This window comes from Neolewinella marina, from assembly GCF_002631205.1.
Taxonomy (GTDB): domain Bacteria; phylum Bacteroidota; class Bacteroidia; order Chitinophagales; family Saprospiraceae; genus Neolewinella; species Neolewinella marina.
Map to the genome: position 1 here is coordinate 1,175,639 of NZ_PDLO01000001.1, position 20,081 is coordinate 1,195,719.

Consider the following 20,081-nt stretch of genomic DNA (forward strand, 5'->3'; position numbering starts at 1 on the left):
ATCGCTGTTTCCCCCTCAGTGCGGAGCCTCCCCCCTGCAGCTATGCGTCACCCCCTGGTGCATCGACTGTTCGCCCTCGCGCTGTTGCTGGCTGCCGCCCAACCCGGTCGATCCCAGCCCGTCATTGTACTGGACGTCGATCGCGGGATACAGACCGTCGGCCGCCATACCGCCTACTACCGCAGCGACCGGGAATTGTCCGTGGACGAGGCCATCCAACTCGACCGGGCGGGTGCCTTCCTCCCCCACCCCCAGGATGCGCCGAACTTCGCCGCCACCTCCGACGAGATCTGGTTCCGTTTCACCGTCCGCAAGGTCTCCCCCCTCCCTTTCTACCTCCACCTGGGCTCGGCCTTCCTGGACCGCGTCGCCCTGTACCAGATGGCCACCGACGGACCACGGTTGCTGCGGCGCACGGGCGACGACCTGCCCTTCGCGGAGCGTGACGTGCAGGTCCCCAGTTTCCTGCTGAGCCTTGACCAGCGGGTGGGTGAAACCCGCACCTATTACCTGAGCGTCAGTTCCCTCCAGCCGCTCTTTTTCTCGATGCGAACGGGCACCCCCAAGGCGCTCTTCGAAGACTTGCACGGCCAGGATTTCCTCCAGGGCATTTACTTCGGCTTCATGCTGCTCATCATGGTGTACAACGCCCTGATCTACGTCTCCCTGCGGGAAAGGGTGTACCTCTACTACGGCTTTTACCTCCTGAGCATCACCCTTTTCATGGGCTTCGTGGTCCAGTACCTCTTCCAGTACCTCTGGCCCAACCTTCCCCAGCTGAACCGCTATGCGGTGGCGAGTGCGGGACTGACCATCATTTCGGCCGTCCTTTTCTCCCGTCACTTTCTCTCCACCCTGACCCAGGCCCCTCGCTTTCACCGGCTGTCGCGCTTCTTCCTGGGGCTGGGCGGCCTCATCATCCTCCTGGTGGTGGCCCAGTTTCACCTGCTGGCCCTCATGCTGGCCCAGGTAGGTATCCTGCTTATGGCCATCTTCCTGTTCGTGCTTGGGGTGATGGTATACCGCCGGGGCTTTTCACCGGCCAAGTATTACCTGCTGGCCTGGGGAGTACTCATCGGTGGCTTCATCGCCGGCATGCTGGAATCCCTGAACATCCTGCCGGTGAGCCCCCACCTCAATTCCATGCAGGTCGGCTCGGCCCTGGAGGTGACCCTCCTCTCCTTCGCCCTGGCCGACCGCATCAACATCTACAAGCGCGACCGCCTGGAAGCCCAGCGGGAAGCCCTGCGCGCCGCCCAGGAGGCCAACGCCGTGATCGCCCAGCAGAACGAGCTGCTGGAACAGCGGGTCCAGAAGCGCACCCGCCAACTCGACGAGACCCTCCGCCTGGTGGAACTTGAGCGGGCCAAGTCGGACCACCTGCTGCTCAGCATCCTACCCGACGACATCGCTACCGAGTTAAAGGAAAGGGGGCACGCCGAGCCGCGCTTCTTCCGCTCGGTGTCGGTGATGTTCATGGACATCGTACAGTTCTCCACCCTTACCCGGGGACTGCCCGCCCGCGAGCTGGTGGACCGCCTCGACCACATCTTCATCTGTATCGACGACATCATCAGTACCCACCGGCTGGAGAAGATCAAGACCATTGGCGACGCTTACATGGCCGCCGGCGGACTACCCATCATCGACGACGACCACGCCACCCAGGTGGTCGAGGCGGCCCGCGACATCCACCGCTGCATCTCCCGGCTGCCCCCCGACAGCCACGGCAATACCTGGCAGCTTCGCATCGGCGTCCACTCCGGCCCGGTCGTGGCCGGGGTGGTGGGCAAGAAGAAGTTCGCCTACGACATCTGGGGGGAGACGGTCAACCTGGCCTCCCGGATGGAAGCCAACAGCGCCCCGGGCCGCATCAACGTCTCCGAGGCCACCTACTCCCTCATCCGTCACCGCATCAACTGCACCTTCCGCGGACAGATTGAAGCGAAGAACATGGGGCAGGTGGGCATGTATTTCGTGGAAGAACCCACAACCCTATAGCTGCTGTAACAGCCGGCGAAAAGCCTCGGCATCGGCCTGCTTTGCCGCACACTCCAGGTCGGCGGCCCGGGCGTTGATCTTCGCTACCCGGTTCTGCGGACTGGGGTGGGTACTCAGGAATTCCACTACCCCGCCCCGGCTTTCCACCTGCTCGAAGAAGCCCGCCGCGCCGTTGGTGGCGTAGGGGGTTCCGCAGAGGTAGTCGACCGAGCGGGCGTCGGCCTCGGCTTCGTCGGCCCGGCTGAAGCCCAGGTTGATGAGTTGTCCGGCGATCTGCGCCAGGATGCCGCTGTTGTCCGCTCCGGTCAGCAGTCGTTCCAGGGTAGCCAGCCCGAATCGCTTGGTGGCCTGCTGGGTACTGTGACGCTCGGCGGCGTGGGCGATTTCGTGGGCCAGCACGCCGGCCAGCTGGTCGGGACCGGCCAGCGACTTGAGCAGCCCGGTATAAACGAAGAGGTAGCCCCCCGGCGCGGCAAAGGCGTTATCTACCGGCTGGTCGATCAGGGTGACCCGGTAGGGAAAGACGTCGGCGTGGGCCACCTCCCCGGTGGCTACGATCTCGTCGACCATCCCCTGCACGTAGGCGTACACCGCGGGGTGGGCGTCAGGCGAAAGGACGGGAAAGCGATCGGGCTGCTGCAGGATCTCCGCCACGGTCTGTTGCCCCAGTTGTACATCCTGCTGGACGGGGAACACGTTGATGTCCGGTCCGCCCGAACAGGCGGTAAGGCAGGTGGCAAGGAGCCAGGGAAGTAGGCGGAGCAGCGGCATTACCGGTGAAAAGCCGCAGAGGGGCACCGGTGTTCGCTATTCCGTCCCTCGGCTACTGCACCCATTTCTCCACTTCCGGTCGCAACCAGGGCCGCACTGCGGCGTAGGGCAGGTCGATCACCACCTCCCCCACTGCGTAGGGCGCGATTTCGTAGGGTGGGTATACGAAACGGACCCCGCCGGGCAGGGGCGCCAGGTTGTCGGTCACCGGCACGGAATCTACCAATAGCCCTCCCTCGGTCAGCGAATCGGCCCGGGCCATGAGCAGTCGGCTGAGTTCGGCTTCGCTACCTGGGCGGAACAGGTCCGCAGGGGTCAGGCGGCGGGGCGGTCGGGTCGCGAACGCCAGCAGCGTTGTGCCGTAGTTCCCATGAGCGCCTCCGCTGTAGGTGTAGGTACTGTGAGCAAGTACGATGAGGCTGTCCGACTGAAAGACCACTTCCGTCGCGTCCTCCTCCTCCACCGTGAAGGAGTGGGGGGCCTCCTGCAACCATTCCTCTTCCAGCTCCTGCTCCCGGTAGTCGGTAAACCGCTGTTCCAGTACGTCCGGCATCACCTCTTTCAGGTTACCGCCGTCGGTCACGGGGGAACCCACCACGTGGTCGGTCAGGCGCTTATTGATGAAGCGGCGCAGTTCCGGATCCCCGCCGAAGGCAACCAACGTCGATAACCGGTAGGTGAAATATGGACCCCGGGGGCGGAGGGCAGCGGAATCCTCCAGTGCGTAGGGCTCCCATTCCAGGGGCTCGTAGGTCCTTTCTTCGGCATCCGCTTCAGGGGTAACCGGATCGGGGTCGGCATTTCCACATCCCAGGAATAAGGCAAGTAGGAGCAGCAGGGCGGCGGCGCGCGGGTACCAGGAGAAACTCATGAAGGCCAAGGTAAGGTGGTCCGGCCGGTCAGTGCTTTATTCGTCCACCTCCGTGGGCGGGTCTGCGGGAGCGGCCCGCTGCTGGGTCAGCGCCTCGCACCCGTGGATACAGGTAAACAACAGTGCCAGCAGGAAGAGCGCGATCTGAATCAGCGACTTGCTCGTCACGCTGGGGGCGTACACGGTGGGGTCCGGAGTGGGCTGTCCGGCCTCCGGGGCGGGCGCTTCCGCCGACAGCTCCCCCGTCATCGACAGCATGGTGGCCACCCCGAAGACGACGGAAAGCAGGTAAAAGACCCAGGCCGTGAGGATCGGCCACAGGGGTACCCCGGAAATATCCCCCACGAAGTCCGAGGAGAAGGTGATGGTCAGGGCGATCATCCCCGTGGCCAGGGTGATCAGCAACTTGGTACTGTCGGCGGCAAAGTCGAACGCCTTCATCTGTCGGTCACCCATGACCGCCTATTTGCAGATGGGCCACATCGGGCACAGGCGGGCCTTGGCCCAGGCCAGCGTATCCTCGCCGATTACCCCGCCGTGCCCTCCGTCGAGGTATACCTCGCCCCGGGCAATGATCATATTATCTATAAAAATGCCGAGTTGCTTTTCCGCGATGCGGGTCAGCTGGGCCGGGGAAGCACCGCCGTAGTCGGCCGGCGGATTCAGGATCGCCGCGGCGGCCTGTCCCGCCATATACTGTATCTCTCCCTCGGAACCCGACCCGAAGCGGTAGCCCTGGGAAAAGGCATATACCCAGGCGTACTGCTTGAGGTATTCCGCGATATTCTCTTCCGACCCCAGGGTCTGTTCGTTGGCGTACTGGGTGGGCATGGGCGAATGTTTTTCGGAAGATAGTCCCTGTCGCCTTGCGCGTCAAGGTGCCAAGCCGCCCGGGATTCCGTCGTGTCACCGACACTTAATTTCAAACTTTCCGTGTTATTTACAAGCATGTATCAGCAGCACACCGCTTACCACCTCTACAATCACAGCAACAACCATGAGTTGGTGTTCCGGTCGCCGGAAGATTACCTGTACTTCCTCCGGAAAGTGAGGCGCGAGCTCCTACCGGTAGCGGATATCCTGTGCTACTGCCTGATGCCGGATCATTTCCATTTTTTGATCGTTCCCAATGCCTCTGGGTGCGGGCCCAGCCCGGTTTTTAAGTCCGGCGGCAATAGAAACCGGGGGGATGCGGCGGATTACCAGCAACTGCTTAGCCACCGCATCAAGATTCTGTTGAGCAGCTACACCAAGGCCACCAACCGCCGCTATGGCCGCCGCGGTAGTCTGTTCCGACAACATTCCACAGCAAAGGCCGCCTTTCAATTGAGGCCGGGGCGAGTGATTACCGACGAATATCCCACCTATCCCGCCGGATCCACCTACCTGACCAACTGCTTCTTCTACATCCATAACAACCCTGCAAAAGGGGATCTGGTCATCGCACCAGAGGACTGGCCCTACTCCTCCGCCGCGGATTACGCCGGCAACCGGGACGGAACCCTCTGCAACTACGACCTCACCCGCCAACTCATCGGCGTCGAGCGCAGGAAGCTGGCCGGATAGCCCGGGCCTCGTCCGGCGAGCCCCGCAGGAGGGGGCTCGGACGACGGGCCCCGTGCGCCCGGGCCGTCCCATGACAAGTGGCCCTTTCACTATCACCCCCTAACCCTTATCTTGTATAACCTACACTACACCACACCATGCGTTCCGTCCCTTCCCCGAACGATCAGCCCCTCGATGATTTCGAGGGGCTCACCCCCCGGCAAGTGCACCACCTGTTCCACGACTTCCTGGGCGCGGGCAGCATGGTCAAGCTGGTGGAGGCCCCAGCCCACCCCGCCGCGGTCGAATTGCCGCTGCTGCGCTTCGCCACCGACCTCCTTGATGAGTTGGCGAAGGCGGAAATCAGGCTTACTGCCAAGGGAAACCTGCCCGGTAAACTAGTGAAGGCATGCTACGCTACCGGACGCTTGCCGGACTACGCCATCGAAAGGGGAATCACCCGGCTCTCCGGCGAGGACGATTACCTGCCCCTGCAGGTGGTCAAGCACGTACTCCTGCAGCTCGGGTGGATGAAAAAACGGAACAACCGCCTCAGCCTGACCGCCAAAGGCAAGAAAGCCCGGCACCTGCCGCCCACCGCGATTTTCCGCGATTTCCTCCTGACCCACCTCCGCAAATTCAACCTGGGGTGGAGCGATGGCTACCCCCAGCACGGTGACCTGCAGTACGTTGCCCCCTATCTTTTCTACCTCTTGTTGTTGCTGGGCGGTGAGCAGCGGCCCGTCGAGGATTATACCCGCCGGCTGCGGAAGGCATTCCCCCACCTGGCGGCGGATTTCCCCGGTCGCTCCCTGGACCAGGCGGCCTCGGTCCGGCTGTTCGAGCGCTGCCTGGCGTACTACGGCCTGGTGGGCCTCTCCCCGGAAGGAGATTTGCCGGCTCACGTGGTGGCCACCGACCACTTCCGATCTGTGTTTTACCTGGACCCAGACGCCCGCCCCGAGCCGCCCAGCGAGGAAGAGCAGTACCAGCGGCAACTCAAGACCGCCCTGTTCGACGCCGAGATGGGCAGCCAGTCTTATTTCTCCGACGACATGCCCCTGGAGATGGTCGAAGCCTTCCAGCAACAGATCCGCGAATTTGAAGCCCAGGGAGAAACCGTTCGCATCGGCGACCTGCTCGGGACCTTCCCCCTGGTGCCCCCCGACGACATTCCGGATGAAGAGACCGCCCGTCGCGAGGCCGAGCGGATCATTAATGCCCTCCAGGAGCGGCGCATCCTGCTATTGGACAGTGAAGAGGCCCAACGGGATGCCTTCAGTTTCTACGGTTACCTCCACGGCATGCTCCTCAACCACGAAATCGTACCTCCGACACCCAATACTACCCGGGTGGTCCTGTTCGACGAAGTCTTTCTGGCGAACATCGACCCCGTAGAGGCCCTCACGGAAGCTTTCCTGCTGGCGCTCTTCGACCTGGGCAATCCCTTCCCGGCCGACTTGCTGGCCAGCCGCGTACGCCTCGACAACCGGGTGGTGCCCCGGGAGCGGGCCCTGCGCCACCTGAATTCCTGGCGCAACCGCTACCAAAAGATTACTCCCCTGGCCTTCGAGATCGTCAACGACGGTCCGCAAATCGCTACCCCCAGCGACCAGCAGTCCGTACAATTTTACCTGGTAGCCTACGAGGTCCTCCGTTCGCCGGGCGGCACCCCGAAAACATTCGATGGGGCCGGGGTGGTAGAAGCCATGCTTGAGGACAACGAATGGCGCATCACCGGCGCCCGGTTTCCGGGCTTCGAGTTCTGATGGCACCCGCGCGCCGCCGGCCGCTGGGCTGCTCCTAACTCAGGTCGCGATACCGGGCCTTGACGAGTACGAAGACACCGAAAACCAGCAAACCCACCGCGATGATGGCCAGGAAGACGCTGCCGGCGCCACGGCTGATGAGCTCGAGCACGCCGCCCAGGCCCTTGTACTGGCTGGGGTCCTTGGCCACGACCACCTGCACCAGGAAGTAAGCGAGGATGAGGTACACGATGACGCGGGAGCCGTAGCCCACCTTGCCCATCCAGCGGTAGGTGCGGCGTTCCTTCTCCTCCATCCGGCTGGTGTCGAGCTCCTCCATGAAGGTCTCGTTTTTCGCCCGGTCGAACTGCAGGTAGGCCGCGTAGAGGGCCGAAAGGGCAAGGATGCCGACCGCCACCACCCCGAAGGGTTGCTGCATCAGCTCCACGATCAGGGTCTGCTTGTTGCCCTCCGCCCCGCCGCTCCCGATTTGGGTGATGCTGTAGACGCCGAGCAGTCCGTACAGCGTACCACTCATGGCGTAGGCAATCCGCTGCAGGATGCCCTCCCCGTCGGTTCCCTCATTCCCCTCGTCGGCCAGCGCCTTGTACCAGCGCCAACCGCAGTAGGCGAACAGCCCCAGGGCCAGGGCGATGAGGATCACCGTGCCACCGGGCTCATTCTGGAGGTAGCGCACGATCTCCTGGGGGCCTTCGGGGCCGCCGCTGGCCTGCCCCACCACCGTAGCCAGGGCGAGGCCGCCTACGGTGACGTACACCAGCCCCTTGGCCAGGTGGCCCCAGAAGTAGACCTGGTGTTGCCACCGGGTTGATGTGATTTTGGTCATGTTTCCCGCGTTTTCCCTACTGTACGCAGGGGGCGGGCCGGGGTTCGCAGCGGGCTATTCGCCAACCACCCGGATGGCGTAGTAGCAGGGCTCCACGTCGCAGTCGTACATGATCACCTTGGCGCGGTAGGTCATTTCACTGCTGGGATTGACGTCCAGGATGGGCGTGTAGTCGTCCAGGGTATCGTCGTCCACCAGGTTACCCTTACTGTCGTAGATCTTCAGGTCGAGATCCGGACAGTCCCCGTCGCAAACGGCGAATACCTTGTACTGGGTACCGGCGTACAAGGGAATGTCGTGGAAGGCGCTTTCTCCTTCGGACAGCGATCCGCAGCGGGTCAGGTACACCATACTGTAGCCGATGCCTTCCATCCGCCCGGTGACGTTGGTGATCTGGGTGCGAATGCTTTCCTGGCTGCATTGGGCCAGCAGCGCCGTGGAAGAGCCTCCAAAAAGGAATAGAAGAAAAATAAACTTCATCATGAGTCGGGGGGTGAGTGAATGTGAGTGGGAAATACGTGGCCGCAACGGTTTCACGGTTGTCCTTAATCGATTACGTAGTGTCTGGAATATGATCAGTACACGGGCACACGGTATATTAAAGTATTACCCTGGGGCCCCGCCAATACTAGCGAAAAGGAAGGGCGAATATTTTGCTTTAAGGCTTCCCTAAGGTAAGCACGGCGGGCGGGCGGCGCGCGGGTGCCGGGTTCGGGGGGAATGCCAACCGCCCGATTTGCGTAATTTCGCATACTGAACCCCCTACTATGTCCCGGCTGCTATACGGGCTGTTCCTGGTCCTGCTTGTCCATTCCTGCGGCGACGAGCCCACCCGGGCCACGCCCTCCCGCGACGACTCTGGCATGCGCGATAGCCTGGCGGCCGTCGTGCACGACTACGACCAGCTGAACATCACGGCCGCCCTCGAAGGGGCGCAGCGACTGCGGTGGCAATTGGAGCATACGGCACCGGCGGTGGAGACAGGTCTGCGCACCGACGTCTACCAGTACCTGGCCCTGCTGCACTACGACCGCTCCCTCTACCCCGACAGCATCCACTTCTACGCCGACACGGCGGCCGCCCTGCTGGCGCAGGACGCGCCCCCGGAGCGGATGGCGCGGCAGATGCTGAGCCACGCCTACTCCAACTGGTTCCACTTCGCCTACCTGGAAATGGACATGGCTGCCGAACTGGGCAAACAGTGGCTGGAAACGGCCGACCAGTCGGACAGCGAACTGTACGCCGCCCTGCTCATTGCCCAGGGGGTGGCCCGCAAGAAAATCACCGATCCGCTGCCCCCTGGTGATGCGCGGCAGGCCGGGTTTGCCACCTGTGAAGCCCTGTTCCGCCGGGCCGCCGAGCTGTACCGCCGCGCGGGCTCGGACCGCTACCGCCAGGCCCTGGACGAGCTGGCCATCCTGTACGCCCGCTTCCCCGACGGGCGGCAACGGGCGGAGAAAATTCTGGCCGAACTGCGGACCAGCGCCCACGAGCCCCTACCCTACTTCGGCCTGCCCGACCGCATCCTGGGCTACCACGCCGGCGTCACGGACAGCGCGACGGTGTACTACGGCCGCCTGCTCGAAGGCCCCGAGCTCCAAAATTTCAAGTACCGCACCGAAGCCGGCTACCGCCTGATGGTGGCCGCTCAGATGGCCGGCGACTACGAAGCCGCCCTCCACGAACTCTGGCGGGAAATGCAGGACGCCGGCTGCTGTCCCGACGGCTACACCAGGCCCGGCGGTGAAGAACCCTTCGCCTGCACCACCCGTCCGGCCTGCAACTTCTACCTGGCGGCCCGGGCCACCGTCTACCTGGAACGCTACCTCGACCGCGGCGCCCCGGCCGACCTCCAGGCCGCCAACGCCCTCTGCCGGGCGGCCCTCGACGACTACGAACGGTCCTTCCAGACCGCCAAGGAAGAAAGCGTCCTGAACAAGATCAACGAAATCGGCCACCGCCTGCTCGGAGTAGCCCTGAACGCCGCGGTGCTCCAGGCCCTCGAAGTTCCCAGCGAACCTCACGCTACCTCCGTGTTGCGCGCCATGGAAATGGGCAAGACCTTCCTGCTGACGCGCGACATCCTGGAGGCCGACGTAACGGGAGAAAACGGCTCCGCAAACGATCAGCAAACGGCCAGCCTCCAGCAACTGCGGGTAGACATCAACCTGCTCAAGGAACGCTACGGCCGGGACTTCACCCTGCCACGGGAAGACCTGCGGGAGTTCTTCCGCCTCACCACCGAGTACCGCCAACAGGAAGCGCGGATGCGCGCGGGCTTCACCGCCGAACTGGATGGCTTCGCGGGGGGGATGGATTTCCCCGACCTGAACGATATCCGGGCCGGACTGGGCCCCGACCAGGTCTTCCTGGAATACGCGGAAACCGACTCCTCTCTCTACGGGCTGTTCGTAAACTGCGACACCTTCCGGGTCTTCCCCGTGGACACTTCGGTGCGCCACCTTTCGCGTCAATTGACCGAACGGCTGACCACCGCGCGGGACACCGCCGCAGCGGCCTACTCAGCCACCGCCGGCGTACTCTACCACCATCTTCTCGGACCGGTGGCGGACATGCTTCCCGCCGGCGGGGAGCTGCTGGTCGTGCCGAGCCTTAGCCTGAATACGGTGCCCTTCGCGGCCCTGACCACTCGCTCTGCCCCCCCCGCTACCGGGGGCTACGCCGGGCTCGACTACGTCCTGGACCACTATGGCGTCCGCTATCTGCCCAGCTGGCGGGTAGACCGCCAACTGCAACCCGGCCGGCTCGACGCCCTGCCCGCCAACCCGGTCGTCGGCGCCTGGACCCACCCCGAGCTCCAGTTCTACCTGGCCCCCCTCGGCGAAAACCTGGTGAACGGGGGCGCGGCCGGCAGTGAGCACTACCTGGGGGGCAGCAACGTCCGCAGCAACTTCCTGCAGGAAGCCGGCAATTACGACCTGCTTCACCTCTCGGTCCACGCCCGCGGTAACCCCCGCAGGTTGTACGACAACTACCTCTACCTGACCGCCCGGGACAGCCTCAACGGCCTCCACATCGGCCCCCGGGACCTGCGCGCCCGCCTCGTGGTACTGGCGGCCTGCTCCACGGCCCAGGGCCACGCCAACCGGGGAGAAGGCACCTTCAGCCTCACCCGCAGCTTCCACCTGGCCGGCGTGCCGGACGTGGTGGGCTCCCTCTACGACGTCCCGGCCCTGGCCACCGGACGGGTGCTGGAACAGTTCTACACCTACCTCCGCAGTGGCTACTCCCCCGCAGCCAGCCTCACCCTGGCCCAACGGCAGTGCCGGTCGGGAACCCTCGGAAACGCCGTAGCCCGCCCCCAGCAGTGGGGAGGATTGATCGTGGGGTAGTTGGAGTGGCGGGCAACCAGCAACCACCCAACCAGCAACCAGCAACCAGCAACCAGCCAACCAGCCTAAACCCTAAACCGCAGCTCCGGATCCACCCAAATACCCGGCTTGTCGAGGTAGATCACCGGGCCCAGTTCGTAGGGATGATCATCCTTCCATTTCTCTATCCTGTATGACCCCTGCCCCGCACCTACCTCATTACCCTCCAAAAAAGGCACCCAAATGACCGTGCGGTCAGGGGCTACCATAGCCGCCATGGCGATGTCATTCTTGCTATTGAAAATTTTGGTCATTTCATCGTGGGTATCCTGGTGAGAATCTGACGTATTATTATTATTTTTATAGATCTCATTCCATTTGTATCGAACAAAAAGCGCCTGACCATCAGTGCTGCTGCCGGTCCAGCTTTTGGCAGAGGATTTGGCACAGGGCGTTCTTGTCCCGACACTTTTTGGTTGCTCTAAACCTTGCCGAGCGCAGTGATCTTGCGCCACCTTAGGAAGATGCAATTCTTGATCGGTTAACCCGGGTTTACTAGTTGTATCCAGATCATAGATGACGTGCAACAATACCGGTTCAAACTTGCTGGCTGGCTCAGCCAAAGGGTCGCCAAACTTGTCTGATGGTGTAGTGCTATTTCCTTTGTCATCGGCGATCTCGACAAAATGAATCCGGCGGAACCCCTTTGGCACGGTCAGCAATAGCAGCTGACAATCGTAATGCTTGTTAGGTGGTTTACCCGATGGTTGTTTCGGGTCAAAGCCTGAGTCACCTGGCCTTTTCTTAAACCGGACACAGTCCATCCCGCCGACCAGGTATTCGTCAAGGGCTTTAACATCCAGATCACTAGTATTCGTGGACCGGTTTTCAATCTTTACCCGGTCTTTTTTTCGGGCCATAACAGCATGGGTTTAGTATTGCAGTCGAGGCCGCGAAGCCCCCTGCGGGTGTTGAAATAGAATAGTGTGTGTAATAGGGTGCAGGTTAGTTACTTAATATACCCGCAAAAATGTATTCCGGCAACTTTCGGAATATTATTCACCATATTTCGGGTTTACTGCTTCCCCGACTACTCCTCTGGAATTGAGGCCATTCGGGATCCAACCGCAAGGGTAGCGGAGTCGGAGGGACAGGCCGCGGCGTTGCTTCCCAGCCAGGCCCCTTCCGGCCAGTCGTCCACGTAATCAATATAAAAGCAACCCGGGGCCACCAACAGCGCGAGGCCGAGCAGCAAGGTTAACATAATTTTACGGGAATACATGACCGGAATAGTATGTTCAACCGTTTATCTGCTCCGACCCAAAGCGTAACCCAAGAAAGGCGACTTTCCCGCGTAGGAGCAGGCTATTCCGAGCGTACAGGCACCCGCGCGCCGCCGGCATATGCTTTCAAAAGCTTGGGAACGGCTATTCCGCCATCACCCGAATGGCGTAGTAGCAGGGGGCTACCTCGCAGTCGTACATGATCACCTTGGCGTGGTAGGTCGCCTCGGCGGGCGGATTAACCTCCACGATGGGGGTATAGTCCTCGAGGGTATCGTCGTCGACCAGCTTGCCTTTGTCGTCGTAGAGCTGGAGGTCGAGATCGGGACAATCGCCGTCGCAGACCGCGAAGATCTTGTATGGTACCCCGCCGTAGAGCTCAACGTCGTGGATAGCGCTCTCCCCCTCTCCGAGGGAGCCGCAGCGGGTGAGGTAGACCATTTCGTAGCCGATTTCGGCCATCTGATCGGTAACGTTACTGATCTGGGTGCGGATGCTCTCCTGCTCGCACTGGGCGACGGCAACGGCGTTCAACCCCAGCAGGGCGAACAGAAACATAAAACGGATGTACATAGCGGGTGATTAAGCAAGGCAGTGAATAAGGAACCAGCCGGTCCCGGTACGCGGTTAATTTGCCTACCGGGGTCGCCTAATCGTGTGTTGGGTGCGGTTATATCCGGCAATCCGAATATTCCCTTTCGCCGCAGAACGGCGATACCCCCAATATAGGGATTTAAGGGTGATTACCAACCAGAAACCAACCAACCAGTACCCAGCAACCAACCAGCCAACCCAGCAACCAGCAACCAGCCCCCAGCAACCAGCCAACCAGCAAACCAGCCAACCAGAAACCAGTACCCAGCCAACCAGCAACCACTAAACCCTAAACCGCAGCTCAGGATCCACCCATATACCCGGCTTATCCAGGTAAACTACCCGGCCTAATTCGTAGGGAACGTTATCCTGGAAGGTGACTACGGTGTGAGCCCCTCCGTCCCCGGCAATCTCCTCCCCCTCCAGGAAGGGAATCCAGATGACCGTACGGTCAGGGGCAATCATGGCAGCCAGGGCAACCTCATCCTTTCCGTTGAAGAGGGACTCCAGGGCGGCGTTGGTCGCTTCGTGCTCGGCGTTGTTGTAGATCCCCCGCCAGGCGTAGCGGACGAACAGGCCCTGGGCATCGGGACCGCTACCCGACCAGCTGGTTGCGGAGGATTTGGCGCAGGGGGTCAGCGTTCCGCTGTAGGTCACGCCCTTGGGCCTTTCCCCGGCGCAGTGGTCCTGGGTGACCAGGGGTGCCTCGCCAGCGCCCGTAATGGTGGGGGTGGTATCCAGGTCGTAGATCACGTGCAACAGCACCGGCTCGACGGGGCCGGCGGGTTCCGCGAGGTGGGGGCCGAAGTGAGGCAGGCTATTTTCGCGGTGGCCGTGCTCGTCGCGGATTTCATCCAGGTTGATGCGGCGGAACCCCTCGGGAACGGACAGCAACAACAGCTGGCAGGCGTAGCAGCCGGGGTGGCCGGCCGTTTCCGACAGCGCGGGGTTGAAGCCAGGGGCATCCCGTTTCTGCTTGAACCGGACGCAGCGCAGTCCCCCCACGCTGTATTCGTCGAGGGCCGTAGCGTCGAGGCCACGGGTGCGGTTTGGACTGTTGGTAAGGATTACTTCGTCGCGGTTTCGGAACATGCGGGGGGGGTTAATGGCCGGGGTATTGCCCCGGCGGTGCAGTGGAAAAAAATATTGGTGGTAAAGGGGTGGCCGGTTCGGGAACTGACGGAACTATCCGTCGTCCCTTCGCGGGTACCGGAGGTATGAACGGCAACGAGGTAGCCGCAGTACCGGCTGGAGGTAAAAAAAAGAACCCGCCAGCAGCGGTTGCTGCCGGCGGGAATCTCCAAAGTGTATGTAATAGTGTCTGCCCCTTTATTCCCGCCGGGAGGAAAGGTTACCCGCAGACATACATTTTTTTCAATTTGTTTTTAGCCCCGGATTTACTCCAGGGATTCGAGCCGTTGCAGCAACTCGCGTGCGCGCTGGGTGAGCTGGGGGTCCTGGTCGGGCAGGGCGTTCAGCTGCTCCACGGCGGCGGCCCGGTTGCCGAGTTGCAGTTCGGCCAGGCCCAGGTAGTAACGGATGGCGGCTTCGTCCTCGGGGTAGCGGCCGCTTTGGAGCAGGTTGGTGAGCAGTTCACGGGCGGCGGCGGGCTCCTTGGCGCCCAGGGCGGCCACGCCGGCGTAGAGGAGGTTGATGCTGTCGATGGTCCCGCTGGCCACTTCCTCGCGCAGGGCGGGATAGGCTTCCTCGAAGCGCTGGACGTCGTAAAGGGTGCGGCCGTCGCGGACTTCGTCGCCCGGACCCAGCAGGGCATCTTGCCGCGGCAGCCAGGCAAAGGCTTCGGTGGCCAGGCGGGCGGTGGGGTCTTCCGCGGGGCGGAGCAGCCACCAGGCGAGGACCACCAGCAGGAGGCCGGCGGCCACGGCGAGCCAGCGGACGGGGGGGCGGCGGCGGTGCGCGGGTGCCATGACGGGGGGCAGGTTCCGCTCCAGCTCCCCGAGATTCTGCCGCAGGCGCTGTCGTTCGGCCAGGGCCGCGGGACCGGGGTTGAGGCCGTCGCGGTAGAGGACTTCCTCCCGGAAGACCAGTTCCGCCAGTTCCGGGTGGTGGGCCAGTCGCTGGCGCAGGTCGGCCTCCGCGGCGGGGGAAAGCTCCCCGGCGTAGTAGGCTTCGATCTCCGCAGCCCAGGCTTCCGGAAGTTCAGTTGGGGTCATTTGATTTGGTTGGTGGGCTTACTCCATATGAGACTCGCAAGCGCGCCATGCACTTGGCTTTATTGGTTTTTGCCGAGGCGGCATTTTTGTATCCCAGCACCTCGGCGATGGTTGCCCAGTCGAGCTGCAGGAAGTAAAAGTGTGCCAGCAGTTGCCGGCAGCGGGGGCCAAGCTCCCGCATTTTTCGGTGTACTTCCTGGCGTACCTCCTCGGCTTCGGAGCCGTTGGGGGGTTCCACCAGGGCTTCGGGCAGCCGGTCGGGGTCCCAGTTCGGTTCACGGTTGCGCCGCTGCAGCTTCCGGTAGCGGTTGCGGGCGACCGCATTCAGGTAGGTATCCAGGCGGGCCGTCAGCTCCGTCAGGCGGCCGGAGCGGACGTTCTCCACCAGGATTATCAGCGCCTCCGTAAAGAGCTCCACCGCCAGGTCCTGGCGGTTGGGCGCTTCCGGGGGAATGATCCGACCGACGAGAAAACGCAGACAGGGATCACGGTACTTTCGGTAAACGGCGTGTATTGCGGCGTCATCGCCCGAATCCCGCAAGCCCGCCAGCAGGGCCTCATCGGACATAATCTGTTCAGTTAATGGGTGCGGAGTAAAAAGGTTACCCCGTTCCCGAAGGTAATCTTTTTAAAGGCCCTAACAAATTACTGCCGTAGGATTCCTGGAGCGGGCAATCCGTACCCTCCCTACCGCTTTACCAGCCGGTGGTGGGCGGTGCTGCCGGAGTCGGTGGTCAGCCGCAGGTGATTCACGGCCACTTAGGTCAACCCGCTCCTCACCCCCACTTTGCCCTGATTTTATCATACAGTCGGAGGAGTGGCGGAAAAGCAAAACCCGCCGCCCGCGGGGCGCGGGCGACGGGCTTCGGAAAAGTGTCTGTAAAGTGTCTTGGGTGTCTATTCCACGAACCCGCGGAACGTTACCCGCGAAACCCACTTTTTTTGCCGGCCCCACCGTTAGCGGGCCGCCGAACTGATGTCATCAGCGCCGGGTTTGATACATTGGCTGGGGTAAGGGCGACCCACGAGGCGCCGCCCGCCCCCGCCCAAGCGCATCCTATGCTGAAAATACTGTTTCGCGGGCTACTGGTACTCCTCGGCCTGGCGATCCTTCTGCCGGTGGGAATGCTCGTATTGCTGGACGGCTACCTGCGCAGCAACGAAGAAAAGCTGGTCCGCGAAATTGCCTATCCCGCCGGCCTTGACATTGTGTTCCGGGAGGTGGACATCACCGCCTGGTCCACCTTCCCCCGGGTGACCGTCTCCGTCGACAGTCTCGTGGTACGCGATACCGTGGGCACCCCGGACGCGCCACCCCTGCTGCGGCTCGACAACCTGAGCACCGAGTTCTCCCTGGCCGCCCTCTTCGACGATACCCTGAGCCTGCGGCGGCTCGACCTCCGCGGCGGCGCCCTCTACCTGGTGAGCGACTCGGCGGGCCGCTTCAACGCCGGCACCCTGCTGGGGGAAAAGGACCAGCCCGTCCCCCCCGACGAAGACGCCGCCTTCGAGGCCCCGCCCCAGCTGGCCTGGGATGGGGTGCGGATCGGCCTTACCGACATCGACGTCACCTTCCGCAATCCGCCCCGCGACAAGCACATCGAACTCTACGTGGACTCCCTCCGGACGCGGGCCGCCCGCAGCGATTCCGGGACCGTGGAAATTGAGACCCTCCTGGCATCCCGCGTCCGCGCCCTGGCCTTCAACACCACCAAGGGAGCCTACCTGACCGACGCCCCCCTGAGCGGCCGCATCACCGCCAGCCTGGCCCCCGAAGCCTGGACCTTCCCCCCCACCCCACTGCGCATCGGCGACCAGGAATTCACCATTGGCGCCACCATTGCCCGGGCCCCGGGGGCCCTGAGCCGCATTACCATCGCCAACGACAATGCCGACTACGACCGCACCCACGCCCTGCTGAACGACAAGCTGCGGGAGAAACTCGCGGAATACCACGTCAGCGGCCGCTTCCCGGTGCGGGCCAGCATCCTCACCACCCTAGAGAGCGGCGGCGACCCCGAGGTGACCATCGACTTCACCCTGAAGGGGCAGCAGGTGAGGGTGAAGCAGTACGACTTCGCGGACGTCTTCACCCGCGGAACCATCGTCAACCGCCTCGACGAGGCCCTCGGCGGCATCCCCGGCAGCAAGAAGAACATGCGGGTGGACCTGGACAGCCTCTTCGCTACCTACCTAGGTACCCGGATATCGAGTCCGCAGGCCCTGGTGGCCGTTTACGGCGGTGACGCTCGCCTGGAAGCCCCGCTGCAGATCACCGGACCAGCCTCCGCGGTGAGCCACTGGCTGGAGAACCGCGACTTCTTCTTCGACCGCGGCCGCTTCAGCCTCACCACCACCGTGAACGCCTCCCTGCTCTCCTTCGAGGATATGGCCGCCAGCAGCGACGGCCGCCTGCAGTTCTGGAACCTCGACGTGGTGTACCGCCCCGCCGGGGTATCCCTGCCCTTCCAGGCTATCACCGTGACGAAACAGGAGGGCGATATAGGGTTCCGCCTCGCCAGTCGGCCCCTGCCCACCGGATTCTCCTTCCGGCTGCTGGGCAACATCGATAACCTCACCCCCTTGCTGATCGACCAGCCCGGCGCCAGGGTCAGCACGGACGTGACCCTGCTCTCGCGCCGGATCGACTGGACGGACTGGCTGGGCTTCTTCGGCCAGGGCGGCTACTTCAACGGTGAAGAGGCCACCGCAGCAGCAGAGGAGGACACCACCGCCGAGCAGGTGAGGGCCATGAAGGTGGCGCTGAGCGGCCTGCAGCGGTCGTTCCACCCCCGGGTCGAGGCCCGCTTCGATACCGTGGCCTACTACGACGTACTGGCGCTGACCGACCTGGCCACCGGCCTGCGCTTCGCCGGCGACACCCTGGTGCTGGAGCGCACCACCTTCGACTGGGCGGGCAGCAATTTGGCCTTTGGCGCCCGACTGGACCTGTCGGGGCAGCGGCAGACCCCCTTCCAGATCGCCGCCCAGGCCCGCCACCTCGACCTGAACCGGATGCGGCCCGCCCTTACCCACTTCGGAGTGCAGGTGCCGGGCGGACTCGACTCCCTGCCCGACGACCTCAGTATTTCCTTCAACCACGCGGGCATCATCGAGGACGCTCTGGGCATCCGCCCCGGCACCAACACCGGGGAATTCATCTTCAACGACGGGCGCAACGACCTCTTCGCCGGCTCCCTGGCTTACTCCCCGGGGCCCCAGGGGCTCTCCAGCCACCTGCGGCTAGGTGGCGATCCCCAGATCGTGAACGTGCTCTTCGGCTCCCGCGACTTCTTCTTCGGCACCGGCCGATTCAGTATCGACCTGTGCATCGACGGCAACCCTTCCGACCTGCGGAGCATCCTCCACGACGGCGAACTGCAACTGCGCATCGACAGTAGCCGCATCGCCTACCGCCCCGCCGAAGTGTATGTACCCGTAGAGCACTTCTCCGTTGACGTGGAGGGCGGCAACGCCAGCTACCGCATGGACCTGCTCACCGACTCCACCCGCCGCGCCGTGGAACTCCGCGGGGAACTCACCAACCTACCCGCCTTCGTACTGCCCACCCCCGGAGAAACCTTCCGCGTCCGCGCCGACGCCACCGCCGCCAACCTCCACTGGGCCGACCTGCGCAACCTGGTGGAGTACGAGAACCCCGACACCAGCGACCAGGCACCCTTCGACCCCCAGTCCCTGCTCTCAACCACCAGTGGTATATTCCGGGCCTTTCGCCCCGACCTGAGCCTGCGCATCGACACCTTCTGGGCCGGTCGCTCCACCCCCCTGCTGGACCTGCACTCCGGGCTGCGGCTATCTGACTCCACCGAACTGCGGCTCGAGCGGTCGGGCTTCACCCTCGAGGGCGGCCGCTTCGCCTTCGACGCCACCTACCAGCTGGACGACCGCCCCGTCTCCCCCTTCTCCGCGCGCTGGTCCACCGACACCCTGGCCCTGGAAGCCCTTATCCAGCAACTCAAGCTTATGGAAGTCCCCCTGCCCGACGACATCGGAGTACTGCGCGGTGAGCTCACCATGGACGGCTCCGTCAGCGGACTGGTCGACGAAGTGGACGGCCGCATCCTGATGGACAGCACCCAGGGAAAGCTCCGCTACCGCCTCACCGATGCCGAGCTGGCCGACTGGCCCATGCTCAACCGTATCGGCCGCAAGGCCTGGATGGCCCACCGGTTCCGCCACCTCCACTTCGCCCCCCTGGAAGGGGAAGTGAAGGTCGAGAACGGCCGCCTCTCTCTGCCGCGTACCGAGGTGCAGTCTACCGGCTTCCAGGTATTTCTGGAAGGGGAGCTCCACCCCACCGAGGGCCCCGACCTGCTCGTCTCCCTGCCCCTGCGCAACATCGGCCGCGGCCTCCTGCCCGCCCCGCCGGATACCACCGGCTACGCCTTCGCGGGCTGGAAGGTCTTCCTGGTCTACACCACCGGCCGCGACGGGGAGGTGAAGACCAAGTTCCGCCTCGGCCGCCGCCGCTACTACAAGAACCGGGGCCGGCTGGACGAGCTGCGGGAATTGCGGCAGCGGTGGCGGGCGCTGCGGCGGGCTGAGTAGCGACGGCTTCAGCCGTCATGCTGCTGGAAATACCGGACACTTTCAGGCGCTTTGTCCTGGAGGGCGGGCACGCTGCAAGGTCCGTAATGACCCGTCCCGCTCCAGTGCGGTATTTCAGGCCGGACCACAGGCCCGACTACCCGGCAGGTCCTCGGGTTGTCGGACGAAGCCGCCACCCGAGCGTCCCGGTTTCCCAACGCCGGACCACAGGCCCGACTACCGGCAGGACCTCGGGTTGTCGGACGAAGCCGACACCCGAGCGTCCCGATTTCCTGACGCCGGGCCACAGGCCCGACTACCCGGCTGAGGCAGTTTGCTGATTCATGTGAGCACTTCGATCTACTTC

At 63.4% G+C, this 20,081-nt stretch carries 17 protein-coding genes; 5 read left to right on the forward strand and 12 right to left on the reverse strand.

The genetic code is table 11. The annotated features are described in order from the left end of the window. Positions 1 to 42: 42 nt before the first annotated feature. Positions 43 to 2,001, forward strand: coding sequence for an adenylate/guanylate cyclase domain-containing protein (locus CGL56_RS04840; protein ID WP_099105342.1), 1,959 nt, complete (start codon positions 43 to 45; stop codon positions 1,999 to 2,001). On the opposite strand, the gene CGL56_RS04845 is transcribed toward CGL56_RS04840, so the two are convergent. The 4 genes from CGL56_RS04845 to CGL56_RS04860 are packed head-to-tail and all read right to left on the reverse strand — an operon-like array spanning position 1,996 to position 4,474. Next, entirely contained in the window at positions 1,996 to 2,772 is a 777-nt protein-coding gene (locus CGL56_RS04845) for a M48 family metalloprotease (RefSeq protein ID WP_099105343.1), read from the reverse strand. The two genes, CGL56_RS04840 and CGL56_RS04845, sit on opposite strands and share 6 nt — an antisense overlap. A gap of 52 nt (positions 2,773 to 2,824) precedes the next feature. Beyond that, positions 2,825 to 3,643, reverse strand: a complete 819-nt coding sequence (locus CGL56_RS04850) for a DUF3298 and DUF4163 domain-containing protein (RefSeq protein WP_099105344.1) — start codon at positions 3,641 to 3,643, stop codon at positions 2,825 to 2,827. Between the two features lie 36 nt (positions 3,644 to 3,679). Then, positions 3,680 to 4,099 (reverse strand): hypothetical protein, encoded by a 420-nt coding sequence (locus tag CGL56_RS04855; RefSeq protein ID WP_099105345.1) that lies wholly within the window; start codon positions 4,097 to 4,099, stop codon positions 3,680 to 3,682. 6 nt (positions 4,100 to 4,105) lie between these two features. Further along, a complete protein-coding gene (locus tag CGL56_RS04860; RefSeq protein ID WP_099105346.1) occupies positions 4,106 to 4,474 on the reverse strand; it encodes a hypothetical protein in 369 nt (122 codons plus the stop codon). A 117-nt stretch (positions 4,475 to 4,591) separates the two neighbouring features. Between CGL56_RS04860 and CGL56_RS04865 the strand changes: the two genes are divergently transcribed. Both CGL56_RS04865 and CGL56_RS04870 read left to right on the forward strand, forming a co-directional pair. Beyond that, the gene (locus tag CGL56_RS04865) at positions 4,592 to 5,209 is read left to right on the forward strand and encodes a transposase (protein ID WP_099105347.1); all 618 of its coding nucleotides are present in this window, start codon (positions 4,592 to 4,594) and stop codon (positions 5,207 to 5,209) included. A 137-nt stretch (positions 5,210 to 5,346) separates the two neighbouring features. Beyond that, entirely contained in the window at positions 5,347 to 6,957 is a 1,611-nt protein-coding gene (locus CGL56_RS04870; protein ID WP_099105348.1) for a hypothetical protein, read from the forward strand. Positions 6,958 to 6,991: 34 nt separating this feature from the next. Here CGL56_RS04870 and CGL56_RS04875 read toward each other — a convergent pair whose 3' ends face one another. Together CGL56_RS04875 and CGL56_RS04880 are read right to left on the reverse strand one after the other, a co-directional pair. Next, on the reverse strand, positions 6,992 to 7,783 hold the full coding sequence (locus CGL56_RS04875; RefSeq protein ID WP_099105349.1) for a DUF1206 domain-containing protein: 792 nt from the start codon (positions 7,781 to 7,783) through the stop codon (positions 6,992 to 6,994). Between the two features lie 54 nt (positions 7,784 to 7,837). Then, the gene (locus CGL56_RS04880; protein ID WP_099105350.1) at positions 7,838 to 8,266 is read right to left on the reverse strand and encodes a hypothetical protein; all 429 of its coding nucleotides are present in this window, start codon (positions 8,264 to 8,266) and stop codon (positions 7,838 to 7,840) included. A 284-nt stretch (positions 8,267 to 8,550) separates the two neighbouring features. On the opposite strand from CGL56_RS04880, the gene CGL56_RS04885 reads away from it, so the two are divergent. Further along, positions 8,551 to 11,136 carry a CHAT domain-containing protein gene (locus tag CGL56_RS04885; RefSeq protein ID WP_099105351.1) on the forward strand — a complete coding sequence of 862 codons (2,586 nt, stop codon included), beginning with the start codon at positions 8,551 to 8,553 and terminating at the stop codon, positions 11,134 to 11,136. A gap of 65 nt (positions 11,137 to 11,201) precedes the next feature. Here CGL56_RS04885 and CGL56_RS04890 read toward each other — a convergent pair whose 3' ends face one another. The 6 genes from CGL56_RS04890 to CGL56_RS04920 form a co-directional block, all read right to left on the reverse strand. After that, positions 11,202 to 12,035, reverse strand: a complete 834-nt coding sequence (locus tag CGL56_RS04890) for a hypothetical protein (RefSeq protein ID WP_099105352.1) — start codon at positions 12,033 to 12,035, stop codon at positions 11,202 to 11,204. Between the two features lie 170 nt (positions 12,036 to 12,205). Further along, positions 12,206 to 12,379 (reverse strand): hypothetical protein, encoded by a 174-nt coding sequence (locus CGL56_RS18200; protein ID WP_167641474.1) that lies wholly within the window; start codon positions 12,377 to 12,379, stop codon positions 12,206 to 12,208. Between the two features lie 163 nt (positions 12,380 to 12,542). Continuing rightward, entirely contained in the window at positions 12,543 to 12,971 is a 429-nt protein-coding gene (locus CGL56_RS04900; protein WP_099105354.1) for a hypothetical protein, read from the reverse strand. A gap of 303 nt (positions 12,972 to 13,274) precedes the next feature. Then, positions 13,275 to 14,084 (reverse strand): hypothetical protein, encoded by an 810-nt coding sequence (locus CGL56_RS04910; protein ID WP_099105356.1) that lies wholly within the window; start codon positions 14,082 to 14,084, stop codon positions 13,275 to 13,277. A 305-nt stretch (positions 14,085 to 14,389) separates the two neighbouring features. After that, on the reverse strand, positions 14,390 to 15,166 hold the full coding sequence (locus CGL56_RS04915) for a tetratricopeptide repeat protein (RefSeq protein WP_099105357.1): 777 nt from the start codon (positions 15,164 to 15,166) through the stop codon (positions 14,390 to 14,392). Beyond that, positions 15,153 to 15,734 (reverse strand): RNA polymerase sigma factor, encoded by a 582-nt coding sequence (locus CGL56_RS04920; RefSeq protein WP_099105358.1) that lies wholly within the window; start codon positions 15,732 to 15,734, stop codon positions 15,153 to 15,155. The genes CGL56_RS04915 and CGL56_RS04920 overlap by 14 nt, the downstream gene beginning before the upstream one ends. A 491-nt stretch (positions 15,735 to 16,225) precedes the next feature. Between CGL56_RS04920 and CGL56_RS18525 the strand changes: the two genes are divergently transcribed. Further along, positions 16,226 to 19,735, forward strand: a complete 3,510-nt coding sequence (locus CGL56_RS18525; protein ID WP_099105359.1) for an AsmA-like C-terminal region-containing protein — start codon at positions 16,226 to 16,228, stop codon at positions 19,733 to 19,735. Positions 19,736 to 20,081 lie beyond the last annotated feature (346 nt).